Source organism: Spongiibacter thalassae (genome assembly GCF_012272835.1).
In the GTDB taxonomy this organism is placed as follows: domain Bacteria; phylum Pseudomonadota; class Gammaproteobacteria; order Pseudomonadales; family Spongiibacteraceae; genus Spongiibacter; species Spongiibacter thalassae.
In genome coordinates, this window is record NZ_JAAWWK010000005.1 from 335,356 (window position 1) to 349,736 (window position 14,381).

Genomic DNA, 14,381 nt, shown 5'->3' on the forward strand with positions numbered 1-14,381 from the left:
GAGTGTTTACTGTGAGCTTACCTGCCAACTTTAATACCAACCCCTGGCCAGAAGACAGTGAGGGTTTGCAAGTACTTTTTTTGCTCGATGCGCATAATGATTACATCTACGCTTTGCTGAAAGAATGGATTGATCAATACGCGATGGGGCGAAGCTATCGTCAAGTGAGACTCGATCTGAGCGACGATCGTGAAGGCATTGATATCAGTGAGCTGCTTCAAACACTGAGCCTTCCACCACAGACGTTGTATTGTCCTCTTAGAATCGCCTGGCTTCCCAGTAATAACGCGATTCACTCTGGCCCTCGAATTCGGGATTTTGTTTTCGGAGATCCTCGTCGACCCAGTGCTCGGCGCTGCCGCCGAATACTTCGGAAAATGCCCGAACGAGTCCATCCTATTATCGGAAAGCCTGATTCCCTTGAGAGTCTGCGCGCTCGTTTTAGTCGTAAGTACGGTCGCGATAGTGCTACAGAGCCAGAGTCATTCAGTACGTTTACAGCTCGTCAAGCGGCTATTGTCCTTGACGTTAGTGAGCGACGCTTGCAGGGCGGCCGTTACAAGGTGCCGAGATATGTAGCGGAGAGCTTGCGTAATAATCGCAGCTTCAACGAAGCATTGGATGCATTGGCGGATAAGTCTGGCGAGAGTAAGAGCACGCTGATGAAAAGGGCCAATGCCTACATGAAAGAGATGATCTCTGTCCCCTCTACGTTTTGGCTCGACGTGTCCGCACGGTTTGCCTCTTTCTGTCTGGGTCTAGGTTATGAGCCTAAAATTGTCGTGTCTCCTTCGGCCCTGGAGGAATTGCGCAAGGTCGTAAGAGAGAACCCCTCGATCATGCTGTGGACACACAAGACTTACCTCGATGGTTTTGTTGTTCCAAAAGTAATGTATGACAACGACTTTCCTATGCCGCATATGTTTGGTGGTGCCAATATGAAGATGCCGGCATTGGGAATGTTGGGGCAGCGGGCCGGTACTATATTTATTCGGCGAAGTTTTCAGGATGATGAGGTGTATAAGCTGACGCTGCGCCAATACATTGGCTATCTCATGGAGAAGCGATTTCCCATGAACTGGTCTTTTGAGGGTACGCGCTCTCGAATGGGAAAATTGATGCCTCCGAAGTACGGATTGTTGAAGTACGTGCTGGAAGCCTGCCACGCCAGCGATGCCCGCAATATTCATATTGTACCTGTCACAATAAGCTATGACCTGATTCGCGATGTAGAGGAGTACGCCACCGAGCAGACGGGTCGAGGTAAGGGGGCAGAAACGCTACGCTGGTTTTTCGGTTACGTGCGTAGTCTCTCGCGCCCCATGGGTAAAATCTATATGGATATAGGGGAGCCGGTGGTGCTGGAGCAGGCACCTGAACCCGGCGACAAGTTGGCATTGTCCAAAATTGCCTTTGAAGTGGCGGTGGAGGCGAACCGTGTTACGCCAATTACCTTTTCGTCATTAGTGACCATGAGCTTACTTGGCGCGGCTCCTCGAGCGCTGACCGAGGAAGAGATTGCGACCGATTTAAGAAAACTATTGGTATGGGCGGAAGAAAGGAAGCTTAGAATTTCGGAGGATTTTCGTCGAGATTTTGCCGACCAAATGGAAGGCTTGATGGGAATCATGATAAGCGAAGGAATAGTGACACGCTACGATGAAGGGCCGCAGACCGTCTTTGGCCTGGCTCAGAATCAACAGCCTGTGGCTAGCTACTATCGTAATACTGTCGTGCACTTTTTTGTCAATAAAGCCATCATCGAGCTCGCCTTGTTAAAGGCAAGTGAGGTCGAAGCCGAGGCTGCGCTGAACGTTTTCTGGAGGGAGGTAGACGCCCTGCGTGATTTGTTCAAGTTCGAGTTCTTTTATTCACCCACGGAGGAATTTCATCAGGAAATACGCGAGGAGTTGGGGCGTATTGATCCCCAGTGGGAAGACGTGCTCCAACAGGGGCGGGTGGAGACTGGTTGGCTGCTAAAACATATGGACCCCTTAGTCGCCCATGTGGCGCTTCTGACCTATGCAGAAGCCTATGCTATCGTCGCAGATCTCCTTGAAGAAATGCCCGCCGAGGAGTCGCTCCAAAGCAAGGATTGCGCAAATAAAGCGTTTAAGTTGGGGCGTCAACTGTATCTTCAGAGGCGCATCAGTAGCGAAGCGTCTATCGGCAAACAGCTGTTCAAAAATGCCTATCAGTTAATGGAGCACCGCAAGCTCACCAGTGGCTCAGCTGCGGGCGACGAATGTTCTGCTGTTGCTGAGCGGCGCAGCTCTCAGGCGCATGAAATTCGTGACATTCTACGTCGTATCGAAATTATTCGTAATCTTGGGAACGTTGGTGCGCGTCAGCTGGCGACACAAACACAGAGCAGAAATAATATGCAATTGCCAAGTGGTGCCCCGACGGCCTAAGCAAAAGCTGACTGGCCGCGATGGGTATTGGCGCCTTTACCGCTAATTCACTCGCTCCTCAGGGCGCGCTACGGGGCCGTGGGGAAGTTATATTTTCAGTATTCGGTAGTGCTCTCGGAGAGGTATTGGATTCCCGAGCGATAATAGCTTGACATATATACATGCACTAGTGCACATTGGTTGGGTGTAATAGCTAGCCATGCGTTTAATTGGTCCAGGCAGCCTGGGGATTACGGTGGCTCGCTTATAACTTAATATAATAAGTTAAGGTTTATTTATGAGTAAAAAAACGGTTGTTGTCACAGGTGCGGCAAATGGAATTGGCGCGGCTACTGCCAGTGCCTTTGCAAAACAGGGGCATCTCGTTTGGATTACCGATCGAGATGAGAATCTGGGGCAGTCCTTTGCTAAATCCCTCTCCGACGATGGTGCTGATGTTGAGTTCAAGCAGCTTGACGTGACCAATGAGGAACATTGGGACGCGTTGCGTGCGGCCATCGAGGAAAAAGGGAATCGAGTCGATGTGCTCGTTAATTGCGCCGGTCGCAATGATTTCGGCTTTATTGCTGATACCCCGTGGAAAAAAGTCGCGCAGGTGATGGATGTTAATCTCGGCGGCGCGTATCTCGGAATACAGAAACTTTTGCCACTGCTGTCCAAGCGAGGCAGTGATGAACCAAAGGCGTCGGTCGTCAATATCTCTTCTATGGCTGCAGGGGGCGGAGTGCCGTTTTTTAGCGCCTATGCGGCGAGTAAAGCCGCATTGACGTCGATGACAAAGACGGCAGCACTGGAGTTCGCGCGGCTGCAGGTTCCTGTGCGAGTGAACGCGATCGAGCCCGGCACTATCAATACTGAAATGTTTGCAGAAACACAGGAAATGCTGTCTGCATTCGGAAAGACGAAAGAAGAGTTGACGCAATATTCAATAGATAAGCACCCGGTTGGCCGCTTGGGTACCGTTGAAGACGTAGTTTATGCGGTTCTCTACCTGGCAGATGACAGGGCGTCATTTACTACAGGGCTATGCTTGCCTGTTAGCGGCGGACGCGGCGCGGGTGAGTGGTAGTTCATAGTTCGAGAAGCATAGGTAAATCGAAATATCATACTTAGGAGAATGAATAATGAGACGTTTGGAAGGTAAAGTAGCTATTGTTACAGGTGCTGGTGGCTCAATCGGTACTGCGGGCGTAAAGCGCCTGGCTGAAGAGGGAGCCAACCTGGTTCTCAATGACATCCGCGAAGAGGCCCTGATGGCTGCGGCCGAGGCATGTCGTGAAGCTGGCGCTAAAGTTGTGACCTTGGCGACCGATACTCGCTCAGAAGAAGCTTGTGACGAAATGGCAGCTAAAGCCGTTGAAGAGTTTGGTCGCATTGACACGGTATGGGCAAATGCTGGTCAGGTGTGGGTTGCTGAAGCACTGGAGCAAGACAAGGATTTCTGGACCCGCTGCCTTGATTTGGAGCTGACCGGCCAATGGTTGCCAGTGCGTGCTGCGCTTCCTACCATGCAGGCGCAGAACTCCGGTTCGGTTATCTTCAGCTCTTCAATGACCGCGAACGTGGGCATCAAGCACATTTCGGCTTACAGTGCTGCAAAAGGCGCACTGCAGGCTTTGGTAAAAGCCCTGTCTGTTGAATTCGGTCACCACAAGATTCGTTTTAACAGTCTTGCGCTTGGCTCTGTTGAAGGTCGCCACATCATTGAGTCTAACGCAATGCGAAGCGGCATGACCTACGAAGAAGCAGAAGCTGTTGTTAACATGACCAAAAAGTTCCGTGACCTTATTTTTGCTGTAGGGCGTATGGGTACGCCTGAAGACATTGCACCGATCGTCGCTTATTTTGCCTCAGACGAATCAGAGTGGGTAACTGGTGCTAACCATTATATCGATGGTGGTTTGACTCACCTGGGAATGGCGGGCATGCACAACCTGGATTCAGAACAGTTAATGGCCGTTGGCTCTGCTCTCGGAATCGAGCTTGGCTAAGATAGTGGCCTTACTCACTTGGGGATGGCAGCAATGCAAAAACTGAGTGTGAATCTTATAAGTCAGTCCCTTTGGGGCTGACTTTTTTGTAGCTGGTTTGTGAAGAAGGAGGGTAATCCGTTGAGCTTGCAAGACGCACAGTACGATGAGTTTCATGACGTAATTGTCGTCGGGTCCGGAGCCGCCGGTTTGGCTGCGGCAATTACCGCGAAGTTGAATGGGCTCAATGTTCTTGTCGTTGAAAAAGCTGACCACTACGGTGGTACCTCTGCGGTATCGGGTGGCGCCTGCTGGATTCCAGATAACCCCCATATGAGGGCGGCGGGACTTGAAGACAGTTTAGAGGCGGCCTACGGCTATATCGAGATTCTGGCAGGCGAGCATTTTAAACCAGACCTGGTAAAAACCTTTTTGGAAAAAGGTTCTGAAATGGTCACTTTCCTGGAAGAAAATACTGAAGCACGGTTTGAGCATCGAGACCACTCGCCGGATTATCAATCAGACAAGCCCGGTGCTGCGATGGCGGGCCGAACCCTGGATGTGTCCCTGTACGATGGGCGGAACCTGGGAGAGCATTTCTCGGCGCTTCGCCCCCCCTTGTCCGATATCACAATCTTCCGTGGTTTAATGGTAAATCACAAAGATATTGCGCATTTGGTCAACGTCTCAAAATCCTTCAAGTCCTTCTGCTATGTTACTCGCCTTATCACGGGGCATATCATTAGCCTGTTAAAGTATGGGCGAGGCACGCGCTTGCTATTCGGCCAAGCCCTGATTGCTCGTTTGGCAAAGACCATGTTTGATCTGAACATTCCGCTTCGGCTGGAAACGGGAGTCACAGAGTTAATTGAAGAAGAGGGGGTGGTTACGGGCGTGGTTGCCGAGCACAAAGGCCAGATGCTTCGCTTGGGGGCAAAAAAGGGCGTAGTGCTAGCGGCCGGAGGATTTCCCCAAAGTGCCGAAAAGAAATTCAAGTTTATGTCCCACGTGCGAAATGGTGCCGAGCATTTCACACTGGCGCGTTCATCCAGTGACGGCCTGACTCAGGATGCCGCAGTGAAAGTTGGCGCCAAGCCAATGGCTGTCGGCGCGAGTCCTGCTTTCTACATGCCAGTGACCTTGGTCACTCAGGCCGATGGTACTACTGTACCGCACACCAATTTGATGGATCGTGCCAAGCCAGGCGTTATTGCAGTCAATACCGACGGCAAGCGGTTTACGAATGAAGCGGCGTCCTACCATGATTTTGGTGCAAGTATGGTAGCGGCAGGATTGAAGTACGCGTGGTTAGTGTGTGACGAAAAAGCGCTACGGCAATTTGGGCTGGGGGCTGTGCGCCCGGCGCCAATACCCTATAAAAAATATTTGCGCTCCGGTTACCTGAAAACAGGCGCGACAATAGAAGATTTAGCTTCTGAGATAGGGGTACCTAAAAATGAACTTCGGGATACGATTGAGCGCTTCAATGTCGATGCAGCTCAAGGTGTTGATAGTGAATTTGGTAAAGGGTCGACTGCCTACCAGGAAATGATGGGTGACCCGGAGCACAAGCCCAATGCCTGTGTGAGGCCGTTAGAAGGGCCCTTCTTTGCGGTAAAGCTGCAACATGGGGATATTGGCACAGCGTGTGGTTTGGCAACGAATGTTCACGCTCAAGTGTTATCTACGTCAGGGGAGCCGATTCGCGGGCTTTATGCATGTGGTAACGAAATGGACTCGATTACCGGAGGCGTGTATCCGGGTGGCGGCACGACTTTGGGGCCCGGGCTGACCTTCGGATACATTGCTGGCCAGCATGTCGCTAAAAGCAGCTAAATGCTACTGCGGTGTGCTTCTGGACTGCAGAGGTGTGCCAGATTATAGTCGCCTGGGCGAGGGTCGCTGCCTGCAGACCGATAAAGGCGGCGTTGCAATGGGCGAATGCACGAACGTAAATAAGTGGTGCGTATTCGATAATGCATCGCTATGACGGCTACTGATCTCATAATCTATTCGTCCATTGCGCTAAGCACCTCTACCATCGCAGCAGTCTTTGGGTTCGCTGGCGGTATGATCCTGGTCGCCGCGCTGTCGAATCTTCTTCCGGCCGCTGCGGTCATTCCAGTGCACAGCGCTGTACAGCTTATTAGTAACTCCAGCCTCGCGGCTTTCGGTAAAAAATTTATTCATTGGCCTATTGTTCGCGAGCATTTGATAGGCGCATCTATCGGGATAGTTATTTCTTTCTTATTCCTGCGAAAATTGGATCTTGCGATGACGCCGGCGATTATCGGCTCATACATCCTGCTCAGTGTTTGGAGTAAGCGATTTATAGCGGTAATGGGAAAAATCGAGTCCTTCTATATTCTAGGTGCAATTCAGGCAGGCTTAAGTCTGATAGTTGGGGCTACGGGGGCGCTGCAAATGCCCGCACTAATAAGGAAACTATCAAACCACCATCAGGTGGTATCTACCGTTGCGGTGATTATAACGACCGATCACCTGCTAAAATTCATCGTGTTCTATGCGATAGGGTTCGCCTTCATAGATTACGCACCGGCTATCCTGTGTATGGGGTGCTCTGCAATCATAGGGTCTTATGTGGGGACAAAGCTTCGGCACTATATTGATTTAAGCAAGTACCAGTGGGTTATTAAGGTGCTGCTCTCTATACTGGCAATATTGGCGATATCCAGATACGTATTAAACTAATCCATTCGCTTTGGTCGGAGATGCTTCGTTGACTCGCGGGGGGATGTTGATATTGAAGGTTTGCTGAATCGGAGTGCACTAGTGCATAATGAGTGTTGTGCGTGTAGCCGTTCCAGTCTGGCTTCCTGGTTTTGATAAGGCTGAGCTGTCCAGGGGCAGGCTGTTTGATCCTTTACGATATTTACGTTGATTTTTGTCCTTGCTAATTATCCAGACCGCATCGTCCGTCAAAGAGAAATAATAATGAATGATATAGATGAAATCAGAAATCTCATCGCCAGCTATGGTCAAACCGTGGACTCCTTTCCACGAGATCCTCGGCGTTACGCCGACCACTTTGTCGAAGAGGGCGCGTTCACCGACTGTGGTGTGACATTGAGTCCGCGAAGCAAAATCAAGCAGTTAATGGAAACCGCACGGTCAGCAGAAGTAGAAGCTGCCCCCCTAAGTGGAACGCGACACCTGCAATTGAATTCTGTTATCAATGTAGATGGCGACTCGGCCCATGCGACTAGTCAGCTTGTAGTTGTGGAGCTTAGTGAAAAAGGTTGGAAAATTCGCGGTATTGGCCAGTATACCGATGACATTGTGCGAGACGTCGACGGTTGCTGGAGGTTTAAGTCGAAGGTGGTAACCTGGTTTAAGGGGTTGGGGCCGGATCCATTAAACCCTGAGTTAAGCTCCTTTTATGAAAGTGTTTTCCTGTCGATAATGAATTCCTAGCGTGCATTAGGGAGTTATTATCGAAAATTCTACATCAGTGTAGATTAGTCAATTAGTAGGTTTTTAAGTGAAAAAATTATCCATTGATATCGTTTCAGATGTGATGTGCCCGTGGTGCATAATCGGTTATAAAGGATTGGAGATCGCATTGGCTGATCTTGCTCCAGAAATAGAGGCTGAAATTAATTGGCTACCCTTTGAAATTAATCCGCACTATCCCAAAGAAGGGAAGAATTTTATCAGGCATTTAACTGAGAAGTATCCGAATACGACGCCCGAGCAATTCATGCTACAGCGCAACATGATAGCGGCAAAAGGGCGAGAGGTAGGTTTCGAGTTTGGTTTTTCGGAGGAGTCGCGGATATTCAATAGTTTTGACCTGCACCGCTTGCTAACCTGGGCCAAAGAAAAAGGTAAGCAGCACGCATTGAGCCTTGCGTTTTTTCAGGCGCATTTTTCACAGAGTATGCCTCTGTACGATCAGGCGACAGTGTTGAGCATTGTTCGCGCAGTGGGTCTCGATAGTGATGAGGCTGCAAAAGTACTTACTTCTGACGCGTATGTAGAGCAAGTCAGGAAGGAGCAGCAAAAGAGCGCCGCAATGGGCGTTCATTCCGTCCCGACGTTTTTCATTAATGGAAAAAACGTCACTTCCGGGGGACAGCCGCCAAGCGTATTCAAGAGGGTTCTTCTTGAAGCGGCGTCGGAAATGCCCGGCGAAAACTAAGTTGAGGCGACTGGCAGGTCGCCTGCTAACTACAGCCGCTTAGGTAGGCTGGCCTGCGTGGATTCCCCGGGGTCGCGGGCATGTCTGGAGTATTTTTTCAACAACAGACGTTCTGTTACGCCGATAGCCCGCCGTCAATCGCAATAGCTTGGCCGTTCATATAGGCATTCGCTGGCGATATGATGAGAATCATCGCGGCGACGGCCTCGTCCAGCGTGCCGACGCGTTTCATAGGATTTGTGGCAGCGCAATTTTCCTGGAATCGATCGGTGGAGTCACCCATAGAGTCGCCAATAGCGGTGCCGCTAATAGCGTAGGGGCACACCGCATTAACCCGAATGCCCTGTCCGGCATATTCCAGTGCGGCACTTTTTGTTAAGCCAATCACGGCGTGCTTGGACGCTGAATAGGCAGACATTAAAGGGGCTCCGCTTATCCCGGCCATCGAGCTAATATTAAGAATGACACCCTGCCGTTGTTGTTTCATCTGCTTGAGCTGAGCCGTCATACAATAAAAGACGCCTTTGGTATTCAGGTCTAGCATACGTTCAAAATCGCTGGTGCTGATGTCGGTCATTTTGCGTAGTGGGTGACTGGCCCCCGCATTGTTAATGGCGATATCAATGTGCCCGAATTTCTCCATGGCCACCTCAACCATCCGTTGGCATTGGCTTTCATCGGTCACATCGCATGCGATGGCTACAACATTGGCGCCTTCGCTATCCAGTTTAGCTCTGGTACTCTCCAGAGCCTCCAAATTGATGTCAGAAATGACCAGTAGCGCATTTCGCTTCGCCAGTTCAGCGGCAAGCCCAGCGCCAAATCCTGACGCTGCGCCGCTTATGAGTACGGTTTTGTTTGAAAAATCCAGGTAGGGATCCATACGGCTTTCTCTTGTATGTATTGTGTCATCAGTCGTCGTAACGAAGTACGATTTTGCCAAAGTGAGCGCCGGATGCCTGGTACTCAAACGCTTTGGCGAGTTCATCAAATGCAAAGACCTTGTCAATGACGGGTTCGATACCGTTGGTGTTTATGGCCGCTATCATTTTCTCTTGCATTGCTCGGCTGCCCACAGCAAGACCGCTCATGGTGACCTGTTTGAAGAACACGGTAGGCATCATCATTGTGGCAGTGATACCGCCCAAAACACCAATCAAGGCGATATGTCCGCCCATTGCAACGGCGTCAAGCGAGTGTTTGAGTGTGGCATCGGCACCTACATCGAGCACATGGTCAATGCCCCCGGAACGCGTAGCCAATGTTTTTCCCCAGCTCGAGTCTTCACGGTAGTTGATAACCTCGTCGGCCCCGAGTGCTTTCAAGCGGGCCATTTTGGTATCACAGGATGTGGTGGCATAAACGTAGGCCCCCGCCGCTTTGGCAAATTGCAGGGCAAAAATAGACATGCCCCCGGAGCCTTGAACTAGTACAGAGTCACCGGCTTGAAGATTCCCTTCAACAATCAGGCCACGCCATGCTGTGAGAGCTGCGCAGGGAAGGGTTGCTGCTTGCTCAAAGCTGTAATTGTCCGGCATGCGAGTTAGTGCGGTTTGATCTACGCAGGAATACTCCAGTGCAAAACCGTCGACGGTGTCACCGCTGACGGCAGCGTTATTGGTCGGAGTAGGCTTTCCATCTATCCAGTTTGGGAAAAACAGGCTGACAACTTTATCGCCGACTTGCCAGCTGTCGACACCTTCACCGATGGCGACAACTTCGCCAGCACCATCTGACATTGGCACTCGATTTGCGGCGGTCGGAATAGCGCCCAAGGCCACCATATAGTCGTGGTAATTAAGTGATGTGGCACGCCATCGAACAAGTACCTGGCCTCTGTTGGGCGTGGGTGTTTCAGTTTGTACTATCGCCAGATTTTCGAGGCCACCCGGCTTGGTTACTTGATAGCGTTTCATATGCGTCCTTATTTTTCGTTAGGCTGGAGTCTTGGTTAAAAGAAGCGAGGCTGACCGCTCCATGCGGTCATGCCGCCATCGACGGGGATCACCGCGCCAGTCATGAAGCTCGCTTCGTCGCTGCATAAAAAGTGAATAACGTTGGCAATTTCTTCCGGTTGTGCCGCGCGCCCCATCGGGATCGCGTCGAGTGCGTTCTCGGCAATGTTTTTGTTGTTGAGCACGCCAGCAATTAACGGTGTGACTACCGCGCCGGGACATACCGCATTGACGCGAATATTGTCTCTTGCATGGTCTAGCGCCGTGGTGCGAGTTAAATTAATTACGGCTGCCTTTGACGCGCTGTAAGAACTGAAGCCGTAATCGCCACTCAGGCCGGAAATTGACGCCGTGTTGACAATATTCCCCGAGCCTTGTTTCAGCATGATCTGCAATACCGCTTTAGTTGCCCAGAATACGGCGTTTAAATTAATATCCATCACTTTTTGCCAGTGGTCGGCTGGGGCTGTAGCAACTGGTCCAGAACCTGATACACCGGCATTGTTGACCAATACGTCGAGTGAGCCAAATCGTTGCTGAGTTGAGGTCACCATCTGCTCTACTTGGCTTCTCTGCGACACATCGACTTCCAGGCAGTCGGCAATGTCACCGTTTGGCTGATTACTGCCGTACTCAGCGTTTAATGTGTTTTTTAGTTCCTCTGCCTGGGCGAGGTTGCGGTCGGCAATCATTACTCGGTAGTGGTTGGAGGCGAAGCGTCTGGCAGTTGCTGCCCCAATACCCGAGGCGCCTCCGGTAATGAGCGCTACTTTTTGTTTTGACATAGCTACACTCCTGATTTCCACAGTTGTCGTGGCACTTATAGCGCTGTTCCGCCATCAATGGGGATAATATTCCCGGTCATGTAGCGGCTTGAGCACAGGTAGATTGCGAGGTTGGCAATGTCTTCGGGGGCGCCCATGCGCCCCATAGGAATAGTGCTAAGCACCGCTTCTTTGGCTTCGTCTGTTTTCATAATCCCTGCTGTCATCTTGCTGGGAAAATGACCTGGTGCAATTGCATTCACGTTGATGTGATCTTTGACTAAGTCCTTGGCCAGAACGCCGGTTAGATGGTGAATTGCCGCCTTGGATGTGCCGTAGGAGTAAGCGCTCAAGCTGTCTTTGCTTATGCCGGCAATCGAACCAATATTCACAATGTGATGTGGCTGTGCAGCGCTTCCGCCACGAAGCAGGGGCAATAGCTTTTGTATCAGCATAAAGGGCGCCTTGGTATTGATGGTCATCACATCATCCCAGGCTTTTTCCGGGAAAGATTCCAGCGGTGCTCCCCATGTTTTGCCTGCGTTGTTGATTAGGATATCCAGTTGAGATTCCCGCTCGGTGATTTGGGCAGCGAGTGTTTCAATTCCAGCCATGCTGGAAACATCGGCGACCAAGCCAACACATTGCCCCAGTTGACTAAACTCCTCGACCTTTTGTTCCAGATCCTCGAGCTTGCGTGATGTGATGTAGACTTTCGCTCCAGCTAGAATGAGTCCCTTGGCGATCATTTCACCTATGCCGCGTGCACCGCCGGTGACCAATGCGGTTTTCCCTTCCAGTGAAAATTGTTGGATTAAATAGCTCATGATAGGACCTCCAGGTGTTGTTGGGCTTTCTTATTTCAACGGGCTGATAAGTATTTGGATATGATCAGTGGTTTGTAAAGTGGCAGCGATACGTTGGGGTCGTAGCAATGCCGGTAGTGTGTAAAAAGGTGGTGACGGCTGACCGGCAGACTTTCCATAAGATGCTAATGGATGGGCCTTGTGCCGAGTATCAGCCGATATTATTGAAATCCTGTATTTATATAGCGCACGCAAGTCTGAAACCCTGATCGATTGCGCGCTTGGCGTCAATTTCCTGTGCCAGTTCTGCTCCGCCAATCAGGTGTACCTTGTCGCGTTTCGTGCTCACTGCCTGATATAGCGCGTTGTCAGACTCCTGGCCTGCGCAAATCACAATGGAGTCGACATTTAAGGTTTTGGGCTCGGTATTCAATTGAATATGAAGGCCATTGTCGTCAATAAAGTCGTAGTGCACACCAGCCATCATTGTGACGCCCTTGCGTCTTAGACTGATTTTGTGGGTCCAGCCTGTCGTAGTACCCAGTGATTTGCCCAGTGACTGATCTTTTCTTTGCAGCAAGTATATTTCGCGGCCGCTGGTTTCAACTTCAGGTTCCACGCCGGCTACTCCGCCGCGAGGGTGATTGGTAAAATCGATTCCCCACTCCCGCGCAAAGACATTGATATCCAGCCCTGAAGAAACACCGGCGTGGGAGAGCAGCTCTGCTACATCAAAGCCGATGCCGCCTGCGCCAAGGATGGCGACCCGCTTTCCAACTTGTGCCGGGTTTCTGATTGCCTCCTGGTAACTCATTACCATCGGGTGTGTTATTCCTTTAATCGCCGGTGTGCGCGGTTTTATGCCCGTGGCAATAACGACTTCATCCCAGCCCAGTAAGTCGTCGGCGGAGACCGGCGTACTGAGTCGCAGCGTGATCTTGTTGAGCTCAATTTGGCGTTGATAGTAGCGAATCGTTTCGTGAAATTCTTCTTTGCCGGGTATGACTTTGGCCATATTGAAGTGCCCGCCAATTTCATCGGCCGCTTCAAAAAGAGTGACATTATGACCGCGCTGGGCAGCGGTAATCGCAAAAGCCAGGCCTGCAGGCCCTGCTCCTACAACGGCAATGCGCTTGGCCGAGGTTGTGGGTTGGATTTCAATTTCTGTTTCGTAACAGGCTCTGGGATTGACGAGACAGGTTACGCGCTTGCCTTCAAACGTATGGTCCAGACAGGCCTGATTGCAGCCTATACAGGTGTTGATTTCGTCGTCGCGGCCACTTTTAGCCTTGTTGACAAAATCGGGGTCCGCGAGCATTGGACGCCCCATGGAGACAATGTCTGCCCAGCCCTTTTGCAGGACATCCTCAGCGGTCTGTGGTGTGTTGATTCGGTTGCTGGTAATCAGTGGAATGGATAGCTCTTTGCGCAATCGCCCTGTTACCGAGGCAAATGCCGCACGCGGAACGCGGGTGGAAATGGTGGGCACCTGTGATTCGTGCCATGTGAAATGTGTACTGATAATGGTTGCGCCTGCGTTTTCGATGGCCTTGCCAAGTGTGACGACCTCTTCCCAGCTGCTGCCATCTTCCATCATTTCCATAGCGGCAATGCGATAGGTAATAATGAATTCTTCACCGACCGCTTCGCGTACCCGCTTCACAACTTCGATGGCGAAGCGCATGCGGTTCTCGTAGCTGCCGCCCCAGCGATCGTTGCGTTTGTTGGTTTTCTCAACCAGGAATGTGCTGATGAGATAGCCCGCCGAACCGATAATTTCGACCCCATCGTAGCCGGCTTTTTGCGCCAGTTTTGCGCAATTGGCGAAGTCAGAGATGGTTCTTTCTATATCATCTTCGTTCATAATCCTGGGTTTAATAGGACTAATACGAGATCGAATGCCGGATGGCGAGACCGCGTTCGGATTCCCGGCTAATGGTCCCGGGTGCAGAATCTGCATACAAATTTTGCAGCTTGCATCGGCTTCTTTTACCGCGCTGGTCACCAAGCGGTGTTGATGCACCTGATCTTCGCGATACAGCATGGCGCTTTCCATGCTGTCTGCACCCGCATCGGGATTGGGGGCGATTCCGCCGGTCATGATCATCCCCGCGCCACCTTTGGCGCGTTCTGCGAAATAGGCGCCCAGTTTCGCATAGCCAGCTTCACCGATATCTTCAAGGCCGGTATGCATGGACCCCATCATGGCTCTGTTTTTGAGCGTCGTAAATCCGAGGTCGAGTGGTTGAAATAACAGTGGGTAGTGAGGGGAGGAGCTCATTTTCGCAGTCTCTGGTTGTTGCTATGCCT

12 protein-coding genes are annotated in these 14,381 nt (G+C 51.0%); 7 read left to right on the forward strand and 5 right to left on the reverse strand.

Translation table 11 applies throughout. From position 1 onward, the window contains the following. Nucleotides 1-11: 11 nt before the first annotated feature. The 7 genes from HCU74_RS14840 to HCU74_RS14870 all read left to right on the forward strand — a co-directional run bounded on the left by HCU74_RS14840 (nucleotide 12) and on the right by HCU74_RS14870 (nucleotide 8,546). Nucleotides 12-2,414, forward strand: coding sequence for a glycerol-3-phosphate 1-O-acyltransferase (locus tag HCU74_RS14840; RefSeq protein ID WP_168451199.1), 2,403 nt, complete (start codon nucleotides 12-14; stop codon nucleotides 2,412-2,414). Between the two features lie 277 nt (nucleotides 2,415-2,691). Continuing rightward, entirely contained in the window at nucleotides 2,692-3,483 is a 792-nt protein-coding gene (locus tag HCU74_RS14845) for an SDR family NAD(P)-dependent oxidoreductase (protein ID WP_168451200.1), read from the forward strand. A 55-nt stretch (nucleotides 3,484-3,538) separates the two neighbouring features. After that, nucleotides 3,539-4,405: an SDR family NAD(P)-dependent oxidoreductase gene (locus tag HCU74_RS14850; RefSeq protein WP_168451201.1), complete on the forward strand. Its 867-nt coding sequence runs from the start codon at nucleotides 3,539-3,541 to the stop codon at nucleotides 4,403-4,405. Nucleotides 4,406-4,525: 120 nt separating this feature from the next. Next, nucleotides 4,526-6,220 carry an FAD-dependent oxidoreductase gene (locus HCU74_RS14855; protein WP_168451202.1) on the forward strand — a complete coding sequence of 565 codons (1,695 nt, stop codon included), beginning with the start codon at nucleotides 4,526-4,528 and terminating at the stop codon, nucleotides 6,218-6,220. Between the two features lie 150 nt (nucleotides 6,221-6,370). Next, entirely contained in the window at nucleotides 6,371-7,096 is a 726-nt protein-coding gene (locus HCU74_RS14860) for a sulfite exporter TauE/SafE family protein (RefSeq protein WP_168451203.1), read from the forward strand. A 243-nt stretch (nucleotides 7,097-7,339) separates the two neighbouring features. Continuing rightward, a complete protein-coding gene (locus tag HCU74_RS14865; RefSeq protein ID WP_168451204.1) occupies nucleotides 7,340-7,819 on the forward strand; it encodes a nuclear transport factor 2 family protein in 480 nt (159 codons plus the stop codon). 67 nt (nucleotides 7,820-7,886) lie between these two features. After that, on the forward strand, nucleotides 7,887-8,546 hold the full coding sequence (locus tag HCU74_RS14870; protein ID WP_168451205.1) for a DsbA family protein: 660 nt from the start codon (nucleotides 7,887-7,889) through the stop codon (nucleotides 8,544-8,546). A gap of 115 nt (nucleotides 8,547-8,661) precedes the next feature. On the opposite strand, the gene HCU74_RS14875 is transcribed toward HCU74_RS14870, so the two are convergent. From HCU74_RS14875 to HCU74_RS14895, 5 genes are all read right to left on the reverse strand, one after another. Then, nucleotides 8,662-9,429, reverse strand: coding sequence for an SDR family NAD(P)-dependent oxidoreductase (locus HCU74_RS14875; RefSeq protein WP_168451206.1), 768 nt, complete (start codon nucleotides 9,427-9,429; stop codon nucleotides 8,662-8,664). A gap of 28 nt (nucleotides 9,430-9,457) precedes the next feature. Further along, complete coding sequence (locus tag HCU74_RS14880) at nucleotides 9,458-10,462, reverse strand: zinc-dependent alcohol dehydrogenase family protein (RefSeq protein WP_168451207.1); 1,005 nt, start codon at nucleotides 10,460-10,462, stop codon at nucleotides 9,458-9,460. 35 nt (nucleotides 10,463-10,497) lie between these two features. Then, nucleotides 10,498-11,286 carry a meso-2,3-butanediol dehydrogenase gene (gene budC, locus HCU74_RS14885; protein ID WP_168451208.1) on the reverse strand — a complete coding sequence of 263 codons (789 nt, stop codon included), beginning with the start codon at nucleotides 11,284-11,286 and terminating at the stop codon, nucleotides 10,498-10,500. 35 nt (nucleotides 11,287-11,321) lie between these two features. After that, nucleotides 11,322-12,092: an SDR family oxidoreductase gene (locus tag HCU74_RS14890; RefSeq protein ID WP_168451209.1), complete on the reverse strand. Its 771-nt coding sequence runs from the start codon at nucleotides 12,090-12,092 to the stop codon at nucleotides 11,322-11,324. A 217-nt stretch (nucleotides 12,093-12,309) separates the two neighbouring features. Beyond that, complete coding sequence (locus HCU74_RS14895) at nucleotides 12,310-14,352, reverse strand: NADPH-dependent 2,4-dienoyl-CoA reductase (protein ID WP_168451210.1); 2,043 nt, start codon at nucleotides 14,350-14,352, stop codon at nucleotides 12,310-12,312. Between the last annotated feature and the right edge of the window lie 29 nt (nucleotides 14,353-14,381).